The sequence below is a fragment of the Leclercia sp. GLN_9 genome (genome assembly GCF_043105735.1).
Taxonomy (GTDB): domain Bacteria; phylum Pseudomonadota; class Gammaproteobacteria; order Enterobacterales; family Enterobacteriaceae; genus Enterobacter; species Enterobacter adecarboxylatus.
This window is the reverse complement of the sequence record NZ_JBICLV010000010.1, coordinates 170,040-184,030: the sequence shown is the minus strand read 5'-3', so window position 1 is coordinate 184,030 and position 13,991 is coordinate 170,040. Positions and strand designations below refer to the sequence as shown.

The following is a 13,991-nucleotide window of genomic DNA, read 5'->3' as shown; positions in this document are numbered from 1 at the left end:
TTTTCGACTTCACCCACCGCACGCCTGCGGCCTTAAGGGGAACACCTGGTTATGACCCAGCCTATTTTTTTAATTGGCCCCCGCGGCTGTGGAAAAACGACCGTTGGTCTGGAACTGGCGCGTCTGTGCCAGAGCGATTTTGTTGACACCGACCACTGGTTGCAGACCCATGCCGGTCAGAGCATTGCCGAGATTGTTGAACAAGAAGGGTGGGAGAGTTTCCGCGCCCGCGAGACGGCGACACTCGAGGCGGTGGCGGCGGGTGCTGGCATCATTGCTACCGGTGGCGGCATTATTTTGTCGGCGTATAACCGGCAGTTTATGCGCGAGAAAGGCATCGTCATTTACCTTTGCGCGCCGGTGCCGGTGCTGGTGGAACGCCTCGAAGCCTCCCCGGAAGAGGGCCAGCGCCCAACCCTGACCGGTAAGCCCATCAGCGAAGAGGTGAGTGCCGTGCTGGCAGAGCGCGACGCCCTCTATCGTGAAGCCGCTCATCACGTGGTGGATGCGTCCCTGCCACCGGCCGAAGTAGTGCAAAACATCGTAACCGCACTGCATCTGGCTTGCGCTAGCTAACTGATGTCTATACTGATAGTTCAGCCATGAAAAAAAAGGATGAACTATGCCAACCAGACCTCCCTATCCGCGTGAAGCCCGTATTGTTGCCGTTGAGAAAGGCGCGACGGGCCAGACTGTCACCTGGTATCAGCTGCGTGCCGACCACCCGAAACCCGATTCGCTGATCAGCGAGCACGAAACGGAGCAGGAAGCGCAGGATGCCAAAGTGCGTTACGAAGACCCTGATAAAGCCTGAACAAAATCTTAAAGCGGAAAAAAAGATACCGTAGTCACACTATTTAAAAAGCGATAACTTTACTCGGAGGGTAATGTACAGGCTTTACAGACACATCCTGTCAGGCTCGCTGATCTTTACATTCCGGTGCGTTAATCAACTGCTACGCTTTTCAGCACTTTTTCTGAACAGCGCACTGTACAGCGAAGCGAGCCTGTCTCTGTGTCCCGGTCGGTAGTAGTTAGTAAGGCGAGAACAATGAAAGCGACGTTGGCGATCCTCACCATTGGGGTAGTCCCGGTAAGCGAAGTGCTCCCGCTCTTAACGGAGCATATTTCTGAGCAACAAATTACACACCACAGTCTACTCGGCACGCTGAGCCGGGAAGAGGTCATGGAAGACTATGCACCTGAAGCGGGCGAGGTGCTTCTGCCGACTCTGCTTAGCGACGGTAAGCTGGGCAACGTCTCGCTTCCAAAGATCGAGCGCGCCCTGCAAAGCGTTATCGAAGTGCTCGATAACCAGGGCTATGAAGTTATTCTGTTAATGAGCACCGCACCCATTACCGGCCTCGTCGCCCGTAATGCGATCCTGCTGGAGCCGATGCGGATCATCCCGCCGCTGGTAGGATCGATCGTCGACAGCCATCAGGTTGGGGTGATCGTGCCGATCGAAGAGCTGCTGGAAACCCAATCGCAGAAGTGGCGCGGGCTGGTCAATACGCCGCTGCTTTCTGTAGCGAATCCGTTCTGGGACAGCGAAACGAAACTGATCGCCGCCGGACGCGATCTGCTGGAGCGCGGCGCAGACGTTCTTATGCTCGACTGCCTTGGTTTCCATCAGCATCACCGGGATTTACTGCAAAAACACCTGGATGTGCCGGTGCTGCTGTCAAACGTGCTGGTCGCCCGCCTGGCCTCGGAATTGCTGGTCTGATGATTTTGCGTGACAGGCATGGAGAGTCGCCCCTATATTGGATTCACATCCAATGACAATAAGGACCCGTCCATGCTTCAGAGTAATGAATACTTTTCCGGTAAAGTGAAGTCCATTGGTTTTACCAGCAGCATTACTGGCCGTGCCAGTGTTGGCGTGATGGCGGAAGGGGAGTATGCCTTCGGTACCGCGCAGCCTGAAGAGATGACCGTGGTCAGCGGTTCGCTGAAAGTGTTATTGCCAGGGGAAACAGAGTGGAAAGTGTATAACCCGGGCGATGTTTTCAACGTACCAGGTCATAGCGAATTCCATCTGCAGGTGGCTGAACCCTCCTCCTATCTGTGTCGTTATCTATAAAAAAAGAGCCGGGTTAACCCGGCTCCGATTTCTGGCGTAAAGCATTAACGCTGTGCTTCGCCACCTAACCCTTCTACTACGCTCTGAATCAACGCCGCCAGTTCACCCGTCATCAGAATGAAGTCAGCATCAAAACGCTGGGCATAGTCGTCCCGGTCGATATCGTCGTTCTGATCGCGCAGCTCATCGGAGAACTTCAGGCGCTTAATGGAGCCATCGTCACACATCATGAACTGAATGCGTTGCTGCCAGTCGAGCGCCAGCTTGGTCACCAGCTTGCCGGCTTCGATATGCACCGCAATCTCGTCGCTGACCAGCTCCTGCTTCTTGGCGCGGATCACGCCGCCATCTTCAAGGATCGCTTTTAGCTCGGCTTCGTCCAGCAACTGGAAGCCCTGCGGGACGTTGTTGGCTCGCACCCACTCGGTGAGGGTCAGCTCGATTGGGTTTTCCATCGTCAGCGGCACCACCGGCAGAGAACCGAGGCTTTTACGCAGCAAGGCCAGGGTATCTTCCGCTTTTTTAGCGCTGGCGCAGTCGACCATAATCAGGCCGTTAACCGTGTCGATCCACATCATTGTCTGGCTGAAGCGGCTAAAGGCACGCGGCAGCAACGAGTGCAGAACTTCATCTTTCAGCGAATCTTTTTCCGTTTTTTTCAGCTTACGGCCCTGTTCGGCTTCCAGCCTGGAGATTTTGGCTTCCAGCGCCTGTTTCACGACCGGCGTCGGCAGGATCTTCTCTTCCTTACGCGCGCAGATGATGATTTGACCATTGGTGGTGTGGGTCAGCGCATCGCTCTGTGATCCCATAGGCGGAACCCATCCGGTTTTCGCCATGTCCTGGCTGCCACACGGGGTAAATGCGTAAAGGTCTAACTGTTTTTCCATCTCGTCGGCGCGCAGCGGCACGTCACGGCTGAGACGGTAAACCATCAAATTTTTGAACCACAGCATGATAATTTCCACGGTCTTGTCGTTTAATTCAGCGGGCATGATAGCGAATTGTCGCATCGCTTGCATTGCTAATCGGGTAGCGGGCTTCTACTCTGTTGATAATCAAAAAAATGAGGAGCGTTCTGTGCGTATAGGTATTGATCTCGGTGGCACTAAAACAGAAGTGATTGCCCTGGGCGAGCAGGGGGAACAGCTGTTCCGCCATCGCCTCCCGACCCCGCGTGACGACTATCGGCAGACCATCGAAACCATCGCCACGCTGGTGGAGATGGCCGAAAAAGCAACCGGTCAGACGGGCACTGTCGGTATGGGCATTCCAGGTTCGATTTCGCCCTATACCGGCGTGGTGAAAAATGCTAACTCGACCTGGCTCAACGGCCAGCCTTTCGACCGCGATTTAAGCCAGCACCTGAACCGGGAAGTGCGGCTGGCGAATGACGCTAACTGCCTGGCCGTGTCGGAGGCGATCGACGGCGCCGCGGCGGGCGCGCAGACGGTTTTTGCGGTGATCATCGGCACCGGCTGCGGGGCAGGCGTGGCCTTTGGCGGTCGTTCCCATATTGGCGGTAACGGCACCGCAGGCGAGTGGGGCCACAACCCGCTGCCGTGGATGGATGAGGATGAGCTAAAGTACCGTGCCGAAGTGCCGTGCTACTGCGGAAAACAGGGCTGTATCGAGACCTTTATTTCCGGCACCGGCTTTGCTACCGACTATCGTCGTTTAAGCGGGCATCCGCTGAAAGGCAATGAGATCATGCGGCTGGTAGAGGAGCACGATCCGGTGGCGGAACTGGCGCTCAGTCGCTACGAAATGCGGCTGGCAAAATCGCTGGCGCACGTGGTCAATATCCTCGACCCGGATGTAATTGTCCTGGGCGGCGGAATGAGCAACGTGGATCGTTTGTACACCACCGTTCCGCAGCTAGTGAAGCAGTGGGTGTTTGGCGGCGAATGTGAAACGCCGATCCGCAAAGCGGTGCACGGCGACTCCAGCGGCGTGCGCGGCGCGGCGTGGTTGTGGCCGCATTGATATAATGACGGGGGCGGTCTTTCCCCTCTATCCCTGTGAAAGCAGGCAAGAGGGTAAAGACCGCACCGTCAAATCTCTACTCCACTGCAAACACCTTATCCAGCCTGCTATACCCCAGCCCGTTAATCTTCTTCACCTTGATTTGCACCGGGATGCGCTCTTTCATCGCTTCGACGTGGCTGATCACGCCGATGGTCTTCCCGCTCGCATTCAGTGCATCCAGCGCATCCAGGGCGGTATCCAGCGTTTCGCTGTCCAGCGTGCCGAAGCCCTCATCGAGGAACAACGAGTCAATTTGGGTTTTGTGGCTTACCAGGTCGGAGAGTGCCAGGGCCAGCGCCAGACTCACGAGGAAACTTTCTCCCCCGGAAAGCGTGCGGGTGTCGCGCACGGCATCCGCCTGCCAGGTATCCATCACTTCCAGCTCCAGCGCGTCGCTGGCCTTGCGTTGCAACAGGTAGCGGCCATGCAGGCGGGTCAACTGCTGGTTGGCGAGCCACACCAGATTGTCGAGGGTTAAGCCCTGGGCAAACTTACGGAAGCGATCTCCCTCTCTGGAGCCGATCAGCGCGTTGAGGTAACCCCAGTCATCCGCCAGCCGGGCCGCGGACTCGATTTCCTGCATCAGCGCCTGCTGGTGCAGGCGGTTATCGCTGTCCTGTTTGAGCTGCTGGCGGATCTCCCCCTGACGGGTGGTGTTTTCACGCAGCTTCTGCGCAAGCTGCTGTAACTGCGCCTGGAGAACCGGCGCGTCGGCACTCAGCCCCTCCGGTCGTTGTTCCAGATGCTCATTTAGCCGCTGGCCTGCCTTCTGGAGCAGCGCCGTGGCCTGCTGGATCTGATTTTCCAGGGTCTGTTTCAACTGCTCGAGACGGTGAAGGGTGCTGTCATCCAGCAGGGCCGCGAGAAACGCGTCGCGATCGCTAAAGACGCTGGCGGCCAGCGCGGCGGCAAACTGCGCCTGAGCGTGCTGCAGACGTTCACTTTCCAGTTTGTGCTGCTGTTGCAGAGTGGCAAGCTGGCTCTGTAGCGAGACACATTCGGTATGGATGTCGCGCCAGTTCGCCGGGATAACGGTTTCTGCTTCATCCGACTCCGCTGCCGGCAGGGTCTCCAGCAGCGGTGCCAGCGCAGTGATGCGTTCCCGCAGGGCGCTATGCTCAGATTGCTGTGCCTGCCAGTGCTGCGACTCTTTTTCACGTTCAGCGAGCCAGGCTGACTCCGCACCGTCATCAGGCATCGCCAGCGACATCGCCTGAAGCGAGGTCTCCATGGCGCTGCGCGTTGCCGCCAGCTGCTGGTGATAGCTTTGTTCCTGAGCTTCCTCTTCGCTTAGCTGGTTTTGCAGCGTCAGACGCTGGCTAAGCTGGTAAAGCTGCTGTTCGTACTGCTCCTGCTGATTCAGCCAGGGGGCGATATCGTCCTCAATATTCAGACTCACCGTCAGGGAAGCGCATACCTTCTGCCACTCCTCAGTCAGCACCTGCGCGTCCTGGGCCAGTGTCTGCGCCTCGGCGGTTTCCCGCTGCAGCTGCGTGGTGAGGGCATTCACCTGGCCCAGCACCAGCAGACCTTCCTCTTTGAGGGCGGCGACCTCTTTTTCCATCGCCTCCCGGCGACGCTGGTTTTCGGTAAGCGCTAAGGCCTGATACTGGGCGATCGCCGGATGTTCGGTGGAGCCGCAGAGCAGGCAGGGTTTGCCGGCCTCGAGTTCAGCCCGATAACTCTCCAGCTTTTTGATCTTCTCTTCCTGCTCGCATAACAGTTTGAGATCAAGGTAGTGCTGATTTTTCTCTTTGTACTGCTGGCGGCGCAGGGTCAGCACGTCGTTCAGTTTTGCCAGCTCACTCTGCGCCTTTTGCACACTTTCGCCATTCTGGCTGAGTCGCTTTTGCAGGGGCTGATAACGGGCGTGCAGGGTGGTCAGATGCTGGCGCGCCGCACGGGACTGGGTTTGCAGCGCCATTTCGGCGGCGACTTGCTCCGCCGTGAGCGTGAGCGTGTTTTCCGGCAAGGCCGCCAGCTTGTGACGTAATTCCGCGATACGACGGGTCAGCGTCGCGAGCTGCGTTTTATCGCGATTCAGCTGGGCAAAGTGCGCCCGCCAGCCCGCCATCTCCTGACCCCACTGACGGAAGCGGTCGTGGTCGGTCAGCCACTGCGTCAGAGTGGTGAACTCGGTTTGCAGTTGATCACGCGCCCGCAACGCCCCGTTGCGGATCCTGGCGCGCAGCGCCTCGCTGGACTGTAAGCGAGTATTCACATCCAGCATCTGCTGTTCTGTTTGTGCCAGGCGGGCGGTCTGCTCCTGCTGCCGCTCCCACTGCGGGCGCAGCAGCGCGGCAGGCTGGGCCAGATGCAGCTTTTCCAGCTCGGGAGTCGCGTCGGTCAGGGCCTGCTGCGCCTGCTGCTGCGCGGCCATCGCCTGCTGCTGCTCGCGCAATAACTCATCGTGGCGAGTCAGCCAGTGATAATCTTTCTGCTGCGCCTGCTGTTGGGCCAGGAGCTGATGTTCTTCGTCAGTAAGTACCTGCAAACCTTGCTGAAGCTGCTGTTGTTGCTCCTCGCTGAGTAACATCACCCCGGCGGCCTGGGCTTCACGCCGCTCCAGTTCGCTGCGGGCCGCTTTATGTTTTTCAAACACCATCGCCGAGATCTGGCCGTAAATTTCGGTGCCGGTCAGCTCCTCCAGCAGCTCGGCGCGCTCTTTTGGCCTGGCGTTGAGGAAGGCGGCAAACTGCCCTTGGGATAACAGCATCGAGCGGGTAAAGCGGTCATAGTCCAGGCCGGTCAGCGAGGCGACAAGCTCCAGTTTATCCTTCACTTTATCCGCGAGGATTTTGCCGTCTTCGCACTGGGCCAGCTCCACGCGCGGAGCCTGGAGATTGCCGTCCGGCTGATTACGCGCCCGGTTCTGGCTCCAGAAAGCGCGATAGGCTACCCCTTTGACTTCAAACTCCACCTCCGCCAGACATTCGGCGGTGTCGCGGGTCATCAGATCGTTTTGCGATTGTGAGACCGTATTCAGGCGCGGCGTCTCGTGGTACAGCGCCAGGCAGATGGCATCAAGCAGGGTGGTTTTCCCGGCACCGGTGGGGCCGGTGATGGCAAACAGGCCGTTGCTGAGGAATGGCTCGGCGGTAAAGTCGATTTTCCATTCGCCCTTGAGTGAGTTGAGGTTTTTCAGGCGCAGGCTGAGAATTTTCATGCGTTGTCCTCCTCGTTATCAAGGGCATGCAGGGCATGGCTGAACAGCTCGTTTAACCTGGCCCGCTGTGCGTCGTCGAGGGTCTCCTGCGCCAGGCGGCGCTCAAAGACCTCCTCCACCCGCAGCTCACTGAGGGTTTCACGCAGGCTGTTGGCGAGGAGTTTCTCGCGCAGCTCGCGACTGCGCCGCACCAGTAGCACCTCCACCGGCAGATCGTCCGTCAGGTGCTGAATTTTACGCTGCATGTCGTGCAGATACTCCTCGGTGGCAATTTCGATATCCAGCCAGACGGGAGGCGTCTGCTTCACGCCGCGCCACTGCTCCAGCTGGGCGGCGATAGCCGCCAGATCGCCCTTCAGTACCGCCAGCGGCTGGGTAATGGGCACGTCAAGGGATTCGACGGCACTGAGCTTGCCGTGATCGAAGCTCACCAGATGCACGCATTTGCTTTTGCCGGTTTCATCGAAGCTGAGGGGAATAGGGGAGCCGCAATAACGAATATGCTCGCAGCCGCCAATCTTCTGTGCGCGGTGGATGTGGCCCAGCGCAATATAGTCGGCCGCCGGGAAGTGCTGCGCGGGGAAGGCATCCAGCGTCCCGATGTAGATGTCACGTACCGCGTCACTTTTACTGGCACCCACGGTGGTAAGATGCCCGGTGGCAATGATCGGCAGGACGCTGTCGCCGCGCAGCTGGCAGGCGGCGGTATATTGATCGGCGTAATAATGGGTGATAGCCGTTAACAGCTGCTGCTGTTTCTCTATCCCTGAAAGACCCGCCTGGCTTTTCATCACGTCGCGAGGGCGTAAGAACGGAATAGGGCACAGCACCGCCCCTGGTGTACCGTCACGCTTGCGCAGAATTTGTGGCCCATGTCCGGCGCTGGCGACCACGGTTGTGTTGAGAAAGGCCAGGATTTCACGGGATTCATTCAGCGTGGCCACGGAATCATGGTTACCGGCCACAATCACCAGATGGCACCCGGTCTTTTGCAGGTTCACCACGAAACGGTTATACAGCTCTCGCGCATAGCTCGGCGGCGATCCGGTATCGAAAATGTCACCGGCCACGAGAATGGCGTCCACCTGGTGTGTTTGCGCCATCTCAAGCAGCCAGCTGAGGAAGGCTTCATGTTCGGCGGCGCGGCTTTTACTGTAGAAGTTCTGTCCCAGATGCCAGTCCGAGGTGTGAAGTATGCGCATAACAGATCCGTGGCAAAAAAATGTAAGCGGGATTATAAACATTCAGGGGAAGGAAGATAACCGCTACAATCAGGGCGACCAGAAAACAACGGTTTGCCTTTATTGGTGGGCGTCTTTTTCATAAATCTGTCATAAATCTGACGCATAATGACGCCGTATTACAAACATGTAACCTAAATAAGACAGGGCTAAGTATGGCGAGACGTATTCTGGTCGTAGAAGATGAAGCACCCATTCGTGAAATGGTCTGTTTCGTGCTCGAACAAAATGGCTTTCAACCGGTAGAAGCCGAAGATTACGACAGCGCAGTAAATCAGCTCAACGAACCCTGGCCCGATCTGATCCTGCTCGACTGGATGTTGCCCGGCGGCTCTGGTCTGCAATTCATCAAACATATCAAACGTGAAGCTTTAACCCGCGATATCCCGGTGATGATGTTGACTGCCCGTGGCGAAGAAGAAGATCGCGTTCGCGGCCTGGAGACCGGCGCGGATGACTACATCACCAAACCTTTCTCCCCGAAAGAGCTGGTGGCGCGTATCAAGGCAGTCATGCGCCGTATTTCACCGATGGCAGTCGAAGAGGTGATTGAGATGCAGGGCCTGAGCCTGGATCCCACCTCGCACCGCGTCATGACCGGTGAAAATCCCCTCGATATGGGGCCGACAGAATTCAAACTGCTGCACTTCTTTATGACCCACCCGGAACGCGTATATAGCCGCGAGCAGCTGCTTAATAATGTCTGGGGCACAAACGTCTATGTTGAAGACCGGACGGTGGATGTTCATATTCGTCGTTTGCGTAAGGCGCTGGAAACCAGCGGTCACGATCGTATGGTACAGACCGTCCGCGGCACGGGTTATCGTTTCTCCACCCGTTTCTGAACAATCACAGGAGTGTGACGCGTGCTGGAACGTCTGTCATGGAAAAGGCTCTGTTTTGAACTGGTACTTTGCTGTATTCCGGCCCTGATCCTCGGGGCTGTTTTCGGTTATTTACCCTGGTTTTTGCTGGCGGCAATCACCGGATTGCTGATCTGGCACTTCTGGAATCTGCTCCGCCTGTCATGGTGGCTGTGGGTAGACAGAAGCATGACCCCTCCGCCGGGAAGCGGTAGCTGGGAACCTCTGCTGTATGGCCTGCACCAGATGCAGATGCGTAATAAAAAGCGCCGACGCGAGCTGGGCAATCTGATCAAGCGCTTTCGCAGCGGCGCGGAATCCCTGCCGGATGCGGTGGTGCTCACCACCGAAGAAGGGGCAATGTTCTGGTGTAACGGACTGGCGCAACAGCTATTGGGCCTGCGCTGGCCAGACGATAATGGACAGAACATCCTCAACCTGCTGCGTTACCCCGAGTTTGCCCAGTATCTGAAAAAACGCGATTTTACCCGCCCGCATAATCTGGTGATGAACAACGGTCGTCATCTGGAGATCCGCGTGATGTCCTACAGCGACAAGCAGTGGCTGATGGTGGCGCGCGACGTGACGCAAATGCACCAGCTGGAAGGGGCGCGGCGCAACTTCTTCGCCAACGTCAGCCATGAATTACGCACCCCACTGACGGTGTTGCAGGGCTATCTGGAGATGATGCAGGAGCAGACTCTGGAGGGGGCACCGCGGGAAAAAGCGTTGCAGACCATGCGCGAGCAGACGCAACGGATGGAAGGGCTGGTCAAGCAGTTGCTGACCCTTTCCCGTATAGAGGCCGCACCAACCCTGGCGCTCAATGAAACTATCGATGTGCCGATGATGTTGCGGATGTTAGAGCGAGAGGCGCAAACCCTAAGCCAGCAGCAGCATCAGCTCACCTTCGAGGTGGATAACACTCTCAAAGTGCGCGGCAGTACCGATGAGATGCGCAGCGCCATCTCCAACCTGGTCTATAACGCGGTGAATCACACGCCGGCAGGCACTCACATCACCGTGCGCTGGCAGCATGTGTCTACGGGGGCGGAATTCAGCGTCGAGGATGACGGCCCTGGCATTGGCCCGGAGCATATTCCTCGTCTGACCGAGCGTTTTTATCGGGTGGATAAAGCCCGTTCCCGCCAGACGGGCGGCAGTGGGCTGGGGCTGGCTATCGTTAAACATGCCATCAATCACCACGATAGCCGTCTCGATATTGTCAGCACGCCGGGCAAAAGCACGCGTTTTAGCTTCGTGATCCCGGAACGTTTGATTGCCAGTAACAGCGCCTGACGCCCCGACTGTAATCAGATATTGCCACAGGCCAGCGTAAGCTGGCCTGTTTGCTTTGCAGTCAACCGAAGCGCGAATAAATTTTATACGCCTGATGCTTTTTTGTTCGCATGATTAGCCATGGGTTTTTCTTATAAATGGTGTAATGTTCCAGGTGTTAACTTCAACCTGGCATATTGTTCTGGTTTTGCGATCCCATATTGCCTTTAAACGTTATAAGCGTTTAAATTGCCGTCCTGATATTGTCGGACAGACTGTATTTGCGTGGTAAATCGAAAAATTATTCCTGACCACGGCAGCAGGGAAGCATTTCCCGCTGAAATTGCACATTTTTTCCGCTGTTTTATTCCGCATGGGATAGCGAAAAATTCAACGTTTTCAACACCACATCCACAGGCAGTAAGGTTTTATGACCCATCAACTGAAATCGCGCGATATCATCGCACTGGGCTTTATGACATTTGCGCTGTTCGTTGGCGCAGGCAACATCATCTTCCCACCCATGGTTGGCCTGCAGGCAGGTGAACACGTCTGGACTGCAGCGATCGGCTTTCTGATCACCGCTGTGGGCCTGCCGGTATTGACCGTCGTGGCGCTGGCGAAAGTCGGCGGCGGCGTCGATAGCCTCAGCGCGCCGATTGGCAAAGTGGCTGGCGTGATGCTGGCCGTGGTCTGCTATCTGGCGATCGGTCCGCTGTTCGCGACCCCTCGCACCGCGACCGTCTCCTTCGAAGTGGGGATCGCCCCGCTGACCGGTGACGGCCCGCTGCCGCTGTTTATCTACAGCCTGGTTTATTTCGCTATCGTGATCCTGGTGTCGCTCTATCCTGGCAAGCTGCTGGATACCGTGGGCAATTTCCTGGCCCCGATGAAGATTCTGGCGCTGCTGGTGCTGGCGATTGCGGCAATTATCTGGCCTGCAGGCCCGCTGAGTTCGGCCACTGAAGCGTATCAAAACGCAGCCTTCTCTAACGGTTTTGTGAATGGTTACCTGACCATGGATACGCTGGGTGCGATGGCGTTCGGTATCGTGATCGTTAACGCTGCGCGTTCCCGTGGCGTGACCGAAGCGCGTCTGCTGACCCGTTACACCGTCTGGGCTGGCCTGATGGCGGGCGCGGGTCTGGCACTGCTCTATCTGGCGCTGTTCCGTCTGGGTTCCGACAGCAGCGTGCTGGTTGACCAGGGCGCGAACGGTGCGGCCATTCTGCATGCCTACGTGCAGCATACCTTTGGCGGCGCGGGCAGCACGATGCTGGCTATCCTGATCTTCCTGGCCTGTCTGGTGACTGCGGTTGGCCTGACCTGTGCCTGTGCGGAGTTCTTTGCGCAGTACGTTCCGCTCTCTTATCGTACGCTGGTGTTTATCCTTGGCGGCTTCTCGATGGCGGTGTCGAACCTGGGTCTGAGCCACCTTATTCAGGTCTCCATTCCGGTGCTGACCACCATCTACCCGCCGTGCATCGTGCTGGTGGTGTTGAGCTTCACCCGCGGCTGGTGGAATAATTCCACACGAATTATCGCCCCGGCCATGTTTATCAGCCTGCTTTTTGGTATGCTTGACGGGATTAAGGCATCGGCAATCAGCGCCATGCTGCCCGCCTGGACACAGCGTCTGCCGCTGTCTGAACAAGGTCTGGCCTGGCTGATGCCTACCGTTGTTGCACTGGTACTGGCTATTATCTGGGATCGTGCTGCAGGGCGCCAGGTTACATCGAACGCGCACTAATCAACGGCTGAATGTTAAACCACGGGGCGTAATGCCCCGTGGTTTTTTGTTTTTTTTAGTCTGAATGGCATGACAACAAATGGAAAGCACTAACAAACTCAAGCGTGGATTAAGCGCCCGCCATATCCGCTTTATGGCGCTGGGTTCTGCAATCGGCACCGGTCTTTTTTATGGCTCGGCAGATGCCATCAAAATGGCCGGTCCCAGCGTTCTGCTGGCCTATCTTATCGGCGGTGTTGCCGCCTACATCATTATGCGTGCGCTGGGGGAGATGTCCGTTCATAACCCGTCGGCCAGCTCCTTCTCCCGCTATGCCCAGGAAAACTTAGGCCCGCTCGCCGGGTATATCACCGGCTGGACCTACTGCTTCGAAATCCTGATTGTGGCCATTGCCGATGTCACGGCTTTCGGCATTTACATGGGCGTCTGGTTCCCGACAGTGCCGCACTGGGTTTGGGTCCTTAGCGTGGTGCTGATCATCTGCGCCATCAACCTGATGAGCGTGAAGGTGTTCGGCGAGCTGGAGTTCTGGTTCTCCTTCTTTAAAGTCGCCACCATCATCATCATGATTGCCGCCGGTATTGGCATTATCATCTGGGGGATAGGCAACGGCGGACAACCGACCGGGATACACAATCTCTGGAGTAACGGCGGCTTCTTCAGCAACGGCTGGATCGGCATGGTGATGTCGCTGCAGATGGTGATGTTCGCCTACGGTGGGATTGAAATCATCGGCATTACCGCCGGTGAAGCGAAAGATCCTGAGAAGTCTATCCCGCGCGCCATCAACTCGGTGCCGATGCGTATTCTGGTCTTCTACGTGGGCACACTGTTTGTGATCATGTCTATCTACCCGTGGAACCAGGTTGGCACCAACGGTAGCCCGTTCGTACTCACCTTCCAGCACCTGGGGATCACCTTTGCCGCCAGCATCCTTAACTTTGTGGTGCTGACTGCATCTCTCTCTGCCATTAACGCCGACGTCTTTGGCGTGGGGCGTATGTTGCACGGCATGGCAGAGCAGGGGAGTGCGCCTAAGGCCTTCGCCAAAACCTCCAGCCGCGGCACGCCGTGGGTGACGGTGCTGGTGATGACCGTTGCGCTGCTGCTGTCGGTCTATCTGAACTACATCATGCCGGAGAACGTCTTCCTGGTGATCGCCTCGCTGGCGACCTTCGCCACCGTCTGGGTGTGGATCATGATTCTGATGTCGCAGATTGGCTTCCGTCGTCGTCTGTCGCCTGAAGAGGTGAAAGCGCTGAAGTTTAAAGTGCCGGGCGGCGTGGCAAGCACCGTCGCTGGCCTGATCTTCCTGGTCTTTATTATCGGCCTGATTGGTTACCACCCGGAAACCCGCATCTCGTTGTATGTTGGCTTCGCGTGGATTGCCTTGCTGCTGGTGGGCTGGGTGTTCAAACGCCGCCGCGAGCGTCAGTTAGCAGAAGTGCAGTAATCAGAATGCCCGGCAAACGCCGGGCATTTTTCTCCTCCCCCTTTCTCCTCCCCTAATAAACCGCTTCGCGATGAGTGAACATCAACTACCCTGTGGCAAGGTGACCTCATTTCTGGGATAGGGGAT

12 protein-coding genes are annotated in these 13,991 nt (G+C 57.1%); 9 read left to right on the top strand and 3 right to left on the bottom strand.

What is annotated here, in order from left to right; translation table 11 throughout:
* Window positions 1–51 precede the first annotated feature (51 nt).
* The 4 genes from aroL (at window position 52) to ppnP (ending at window position 2,086) form a co-directional block, all read left to right on the top strand.
* Entirely contained in the window at window positions 52–576 is a 525-nt protein-coding gene (aroL, locus tag ACF8PE_RS05910) for a shikimate kinase AroL (RefSeq protein ID WP_059308624.1), read from the top strand.
* Between the two features lie 46 nt (window positions 577–622).
* Entirely contained in the window at window positions 623–814 is a 192-nt protein-coding gene (gene yaiA / locus ACF8PE_RS05905) for a protein YaiA (protein WP_032616784.1), read from the top strand.
* A 237-nt stretch (window positions 815–1,051) separates the two neighbouring features.
* Window positions 1,052–1,729, top strand: a complete 678-nt coding sequence (locus ACF8PE_RS05900; protein ID WP_032616785.1) for an AroM family protein — start codon at window positions 1,052–1,054, stop codon at window positions 1,727–1,729.
* Window positions 1,730–1,801: 72 nt separating this feature from the next.
* Complete coding sequence (ppnP, locus tag ACF8PE_RS05895) at window positions 1,802–2,086, top strand: pyrimidine/purine nucleoside phosphorylase (RefSeq protein ID WP_032616787.1); 285 nt, start codon at window positions 1,802–1,804, stop codon at window positions 2,084–2,086.
* Window positions 2,087–2,130: 44 nt separating this feature from the next.
* Here the strand turns inward: ppnP and rdgC are convergent, their stop codons facing one another.
* A complete protein-coding gene (rdgC, locus tag ACF8PE_RS05890; protein WP_059309140.1) occupies window positions 2,131–3,042 on the bottom strand; it encodes a recombination-associated protein RdgC in 912 nt (303 codons plus the stop codon).
* A gap of 124 nt (window positions 3,043–3,166) precedes the next feature.
* Between rdgC and mak the strand changes: the two genes are divergently transcribed.
* Entirely contained in the window at window positions 3,167–4,072 is a 906-nt protein-coding gene (mak, locus tag ACF8PE_RS05885) for a fructokinase (RefSeq protein WP_392494682.1), read from the top strand.
* Between the two features lie 76 nt (window positions 4,073–4,148).
* Here mak and sbcC read toward each other — a convergent pair whose 3' ends face one another.
* The gene (gene sbcC / locus ACF8PE_RS05880; RefSeq protein ID WP_392494681.1) at window positions 4,149–7,280 is read right to left on the bottom strand and encodes an exonuclease subunit SbcC; all 3,132 of its coding nucleotides are present in this window, start codon (window positions 7,278–7,280) and stop codon (window positions 4,149–4,151) included.
* Complete coding sequence (sbcD, locus tag ACF8PE_RS05875) at window positions 7,277–8,482, bottom strand: exonuclease subunit SbcD (RefSeq protein ID WP_032616790.1); 1,206 nt, start codon at window positions 8,480–8,482, stop codon at window positions 7,277–7,279. The genes sbcC and sbcD overlap by 4 nt, the downstream gene beginning before the upstream one ends.
* A gap of 194 nt (window positions 8,483–8,676) precedes the next feature.
* On the opposite strand from sbcD, the gene phoB reads away from it, so the two are divergent.
* The 4 genes from phoB (at window position 8,677) to proY (ending at window position 13,865) form a co-directional block, all read left to right on the top strand.
* Window positions 8,677–9,366 (top strand): phosphate response regulator transcription factor PhoB, encoded by a 690-nt coding sequence (gene phoB / locus ACF8PE_RS05870; protein WP_032616792.1) that lies wholly within the window; start codon window positions 8,677–8,679, stop codon window positions 9,364–9,366.
* Between the two features lie 21 nt (window positions 9,367–9,387).
* Window positions 9,388–10,683 (top strand): phosphate regulon sensor histidine kinase PhoR, encoded by a 1,296-nt coding sequence (phoR, locus tag ACF8PE_RS05865; protein ID WP_392494680.1) that lies wholly within the window; start codon window positions 9,388–9,390, stop codon window positions 10,681–10,683.
* A gap of 409 nt (window positions 10,684–11,092) precedes the next feature.
* Window positions 11,093–12,412, top strand: coding sequence for a branched-chain amino acid transporter carrier protein BrnQ (gene brnQ, locus ACF8PE_RS05860; protein WP_103791824.1), 1,320 nt, complete (start codon window positions 11,093–11,095; stop codon window positions 12,410–12,412).
* Between the two features lie 79 nt (window positions 12,413–12,491).
* Window positions 12,492–13,865 (top strand): proline-specific permease ProY, encoded by a 1,374-nt coding sequence (gene proY, locus ACF8PE_RS05855; RefSeq protein WP_077227004.1) that lies wholly within the window; start codon window positions 12,492–12,494, stop codon window positions 13,863–13,865.
* Window positions 13,866–13,991 lie beyond the last annotated feature (126 nt).

Coding starts and splice junctions, on each gene's coding strand:
- aroL (WP_059308624.1), top strand. CDS start 52: ATGACCCAGCCTATTTTTTTAATTGGCCCCCGCGGCTGTGGAAAAACG.
- yaiA (WP_032616784.1), top strand. CDS start 623: ATGCCAACCAGACCTCCCTATCCGCGTGAAGCCCGTATTGTTGCCGTT.
- ACF8PE_RS05900 (WP_032616785.1), top strand. CDS start 1,052: ATGAAAGCGACGTTGGCGATCCTCACCATTGGGGTAGTCCCGGTAAGC.
- ppnP (WP_032616787.1), top strand. CDS start 1,802: ATGCTTCAGAGTAATGAATACTTTTCCGGTAAAGTGAAGTCCATTGGT.
- rdgC (WP_059309140.1), bottom strand. CDS start 3,042: ATGCTGTGGTTCAAAAATTTGATGGTTTACCGTCTCAGCCGTGACGTG.
- sbcC (WP_392494681.1), bottom strand. CDS start 7,280: ATGAAAATTCTCAGCCTGCGCCTGAAAAACCTCAACTCACTCAAGGGC.
- sbcD (WP_032616790.1), bottom strand. CDS start 8,482: ATGCGCATACTTCACACCTCGGACTGGCATCTGGGACAGAACTTCTAC.
- phoB (WP_032616792.1), top strand. CDS start 8,677: ATGGCGAGACGTATTCTGGTCGTAGAAGATGAAGCACCCATTCGTGAA.
- brnQ (WP_103791824.1), top strand. CDS start 11,093: ATGACCCATCAACTGAAATCGCGCGATATCATCGCACTGGGCTTTATG.
- proY (WP_077227004.1), top strand. CDS start 12,492: ATGGAAAGCACTAACAAACTCAAGCGTGGATTAAGCGCCCGCCATATC.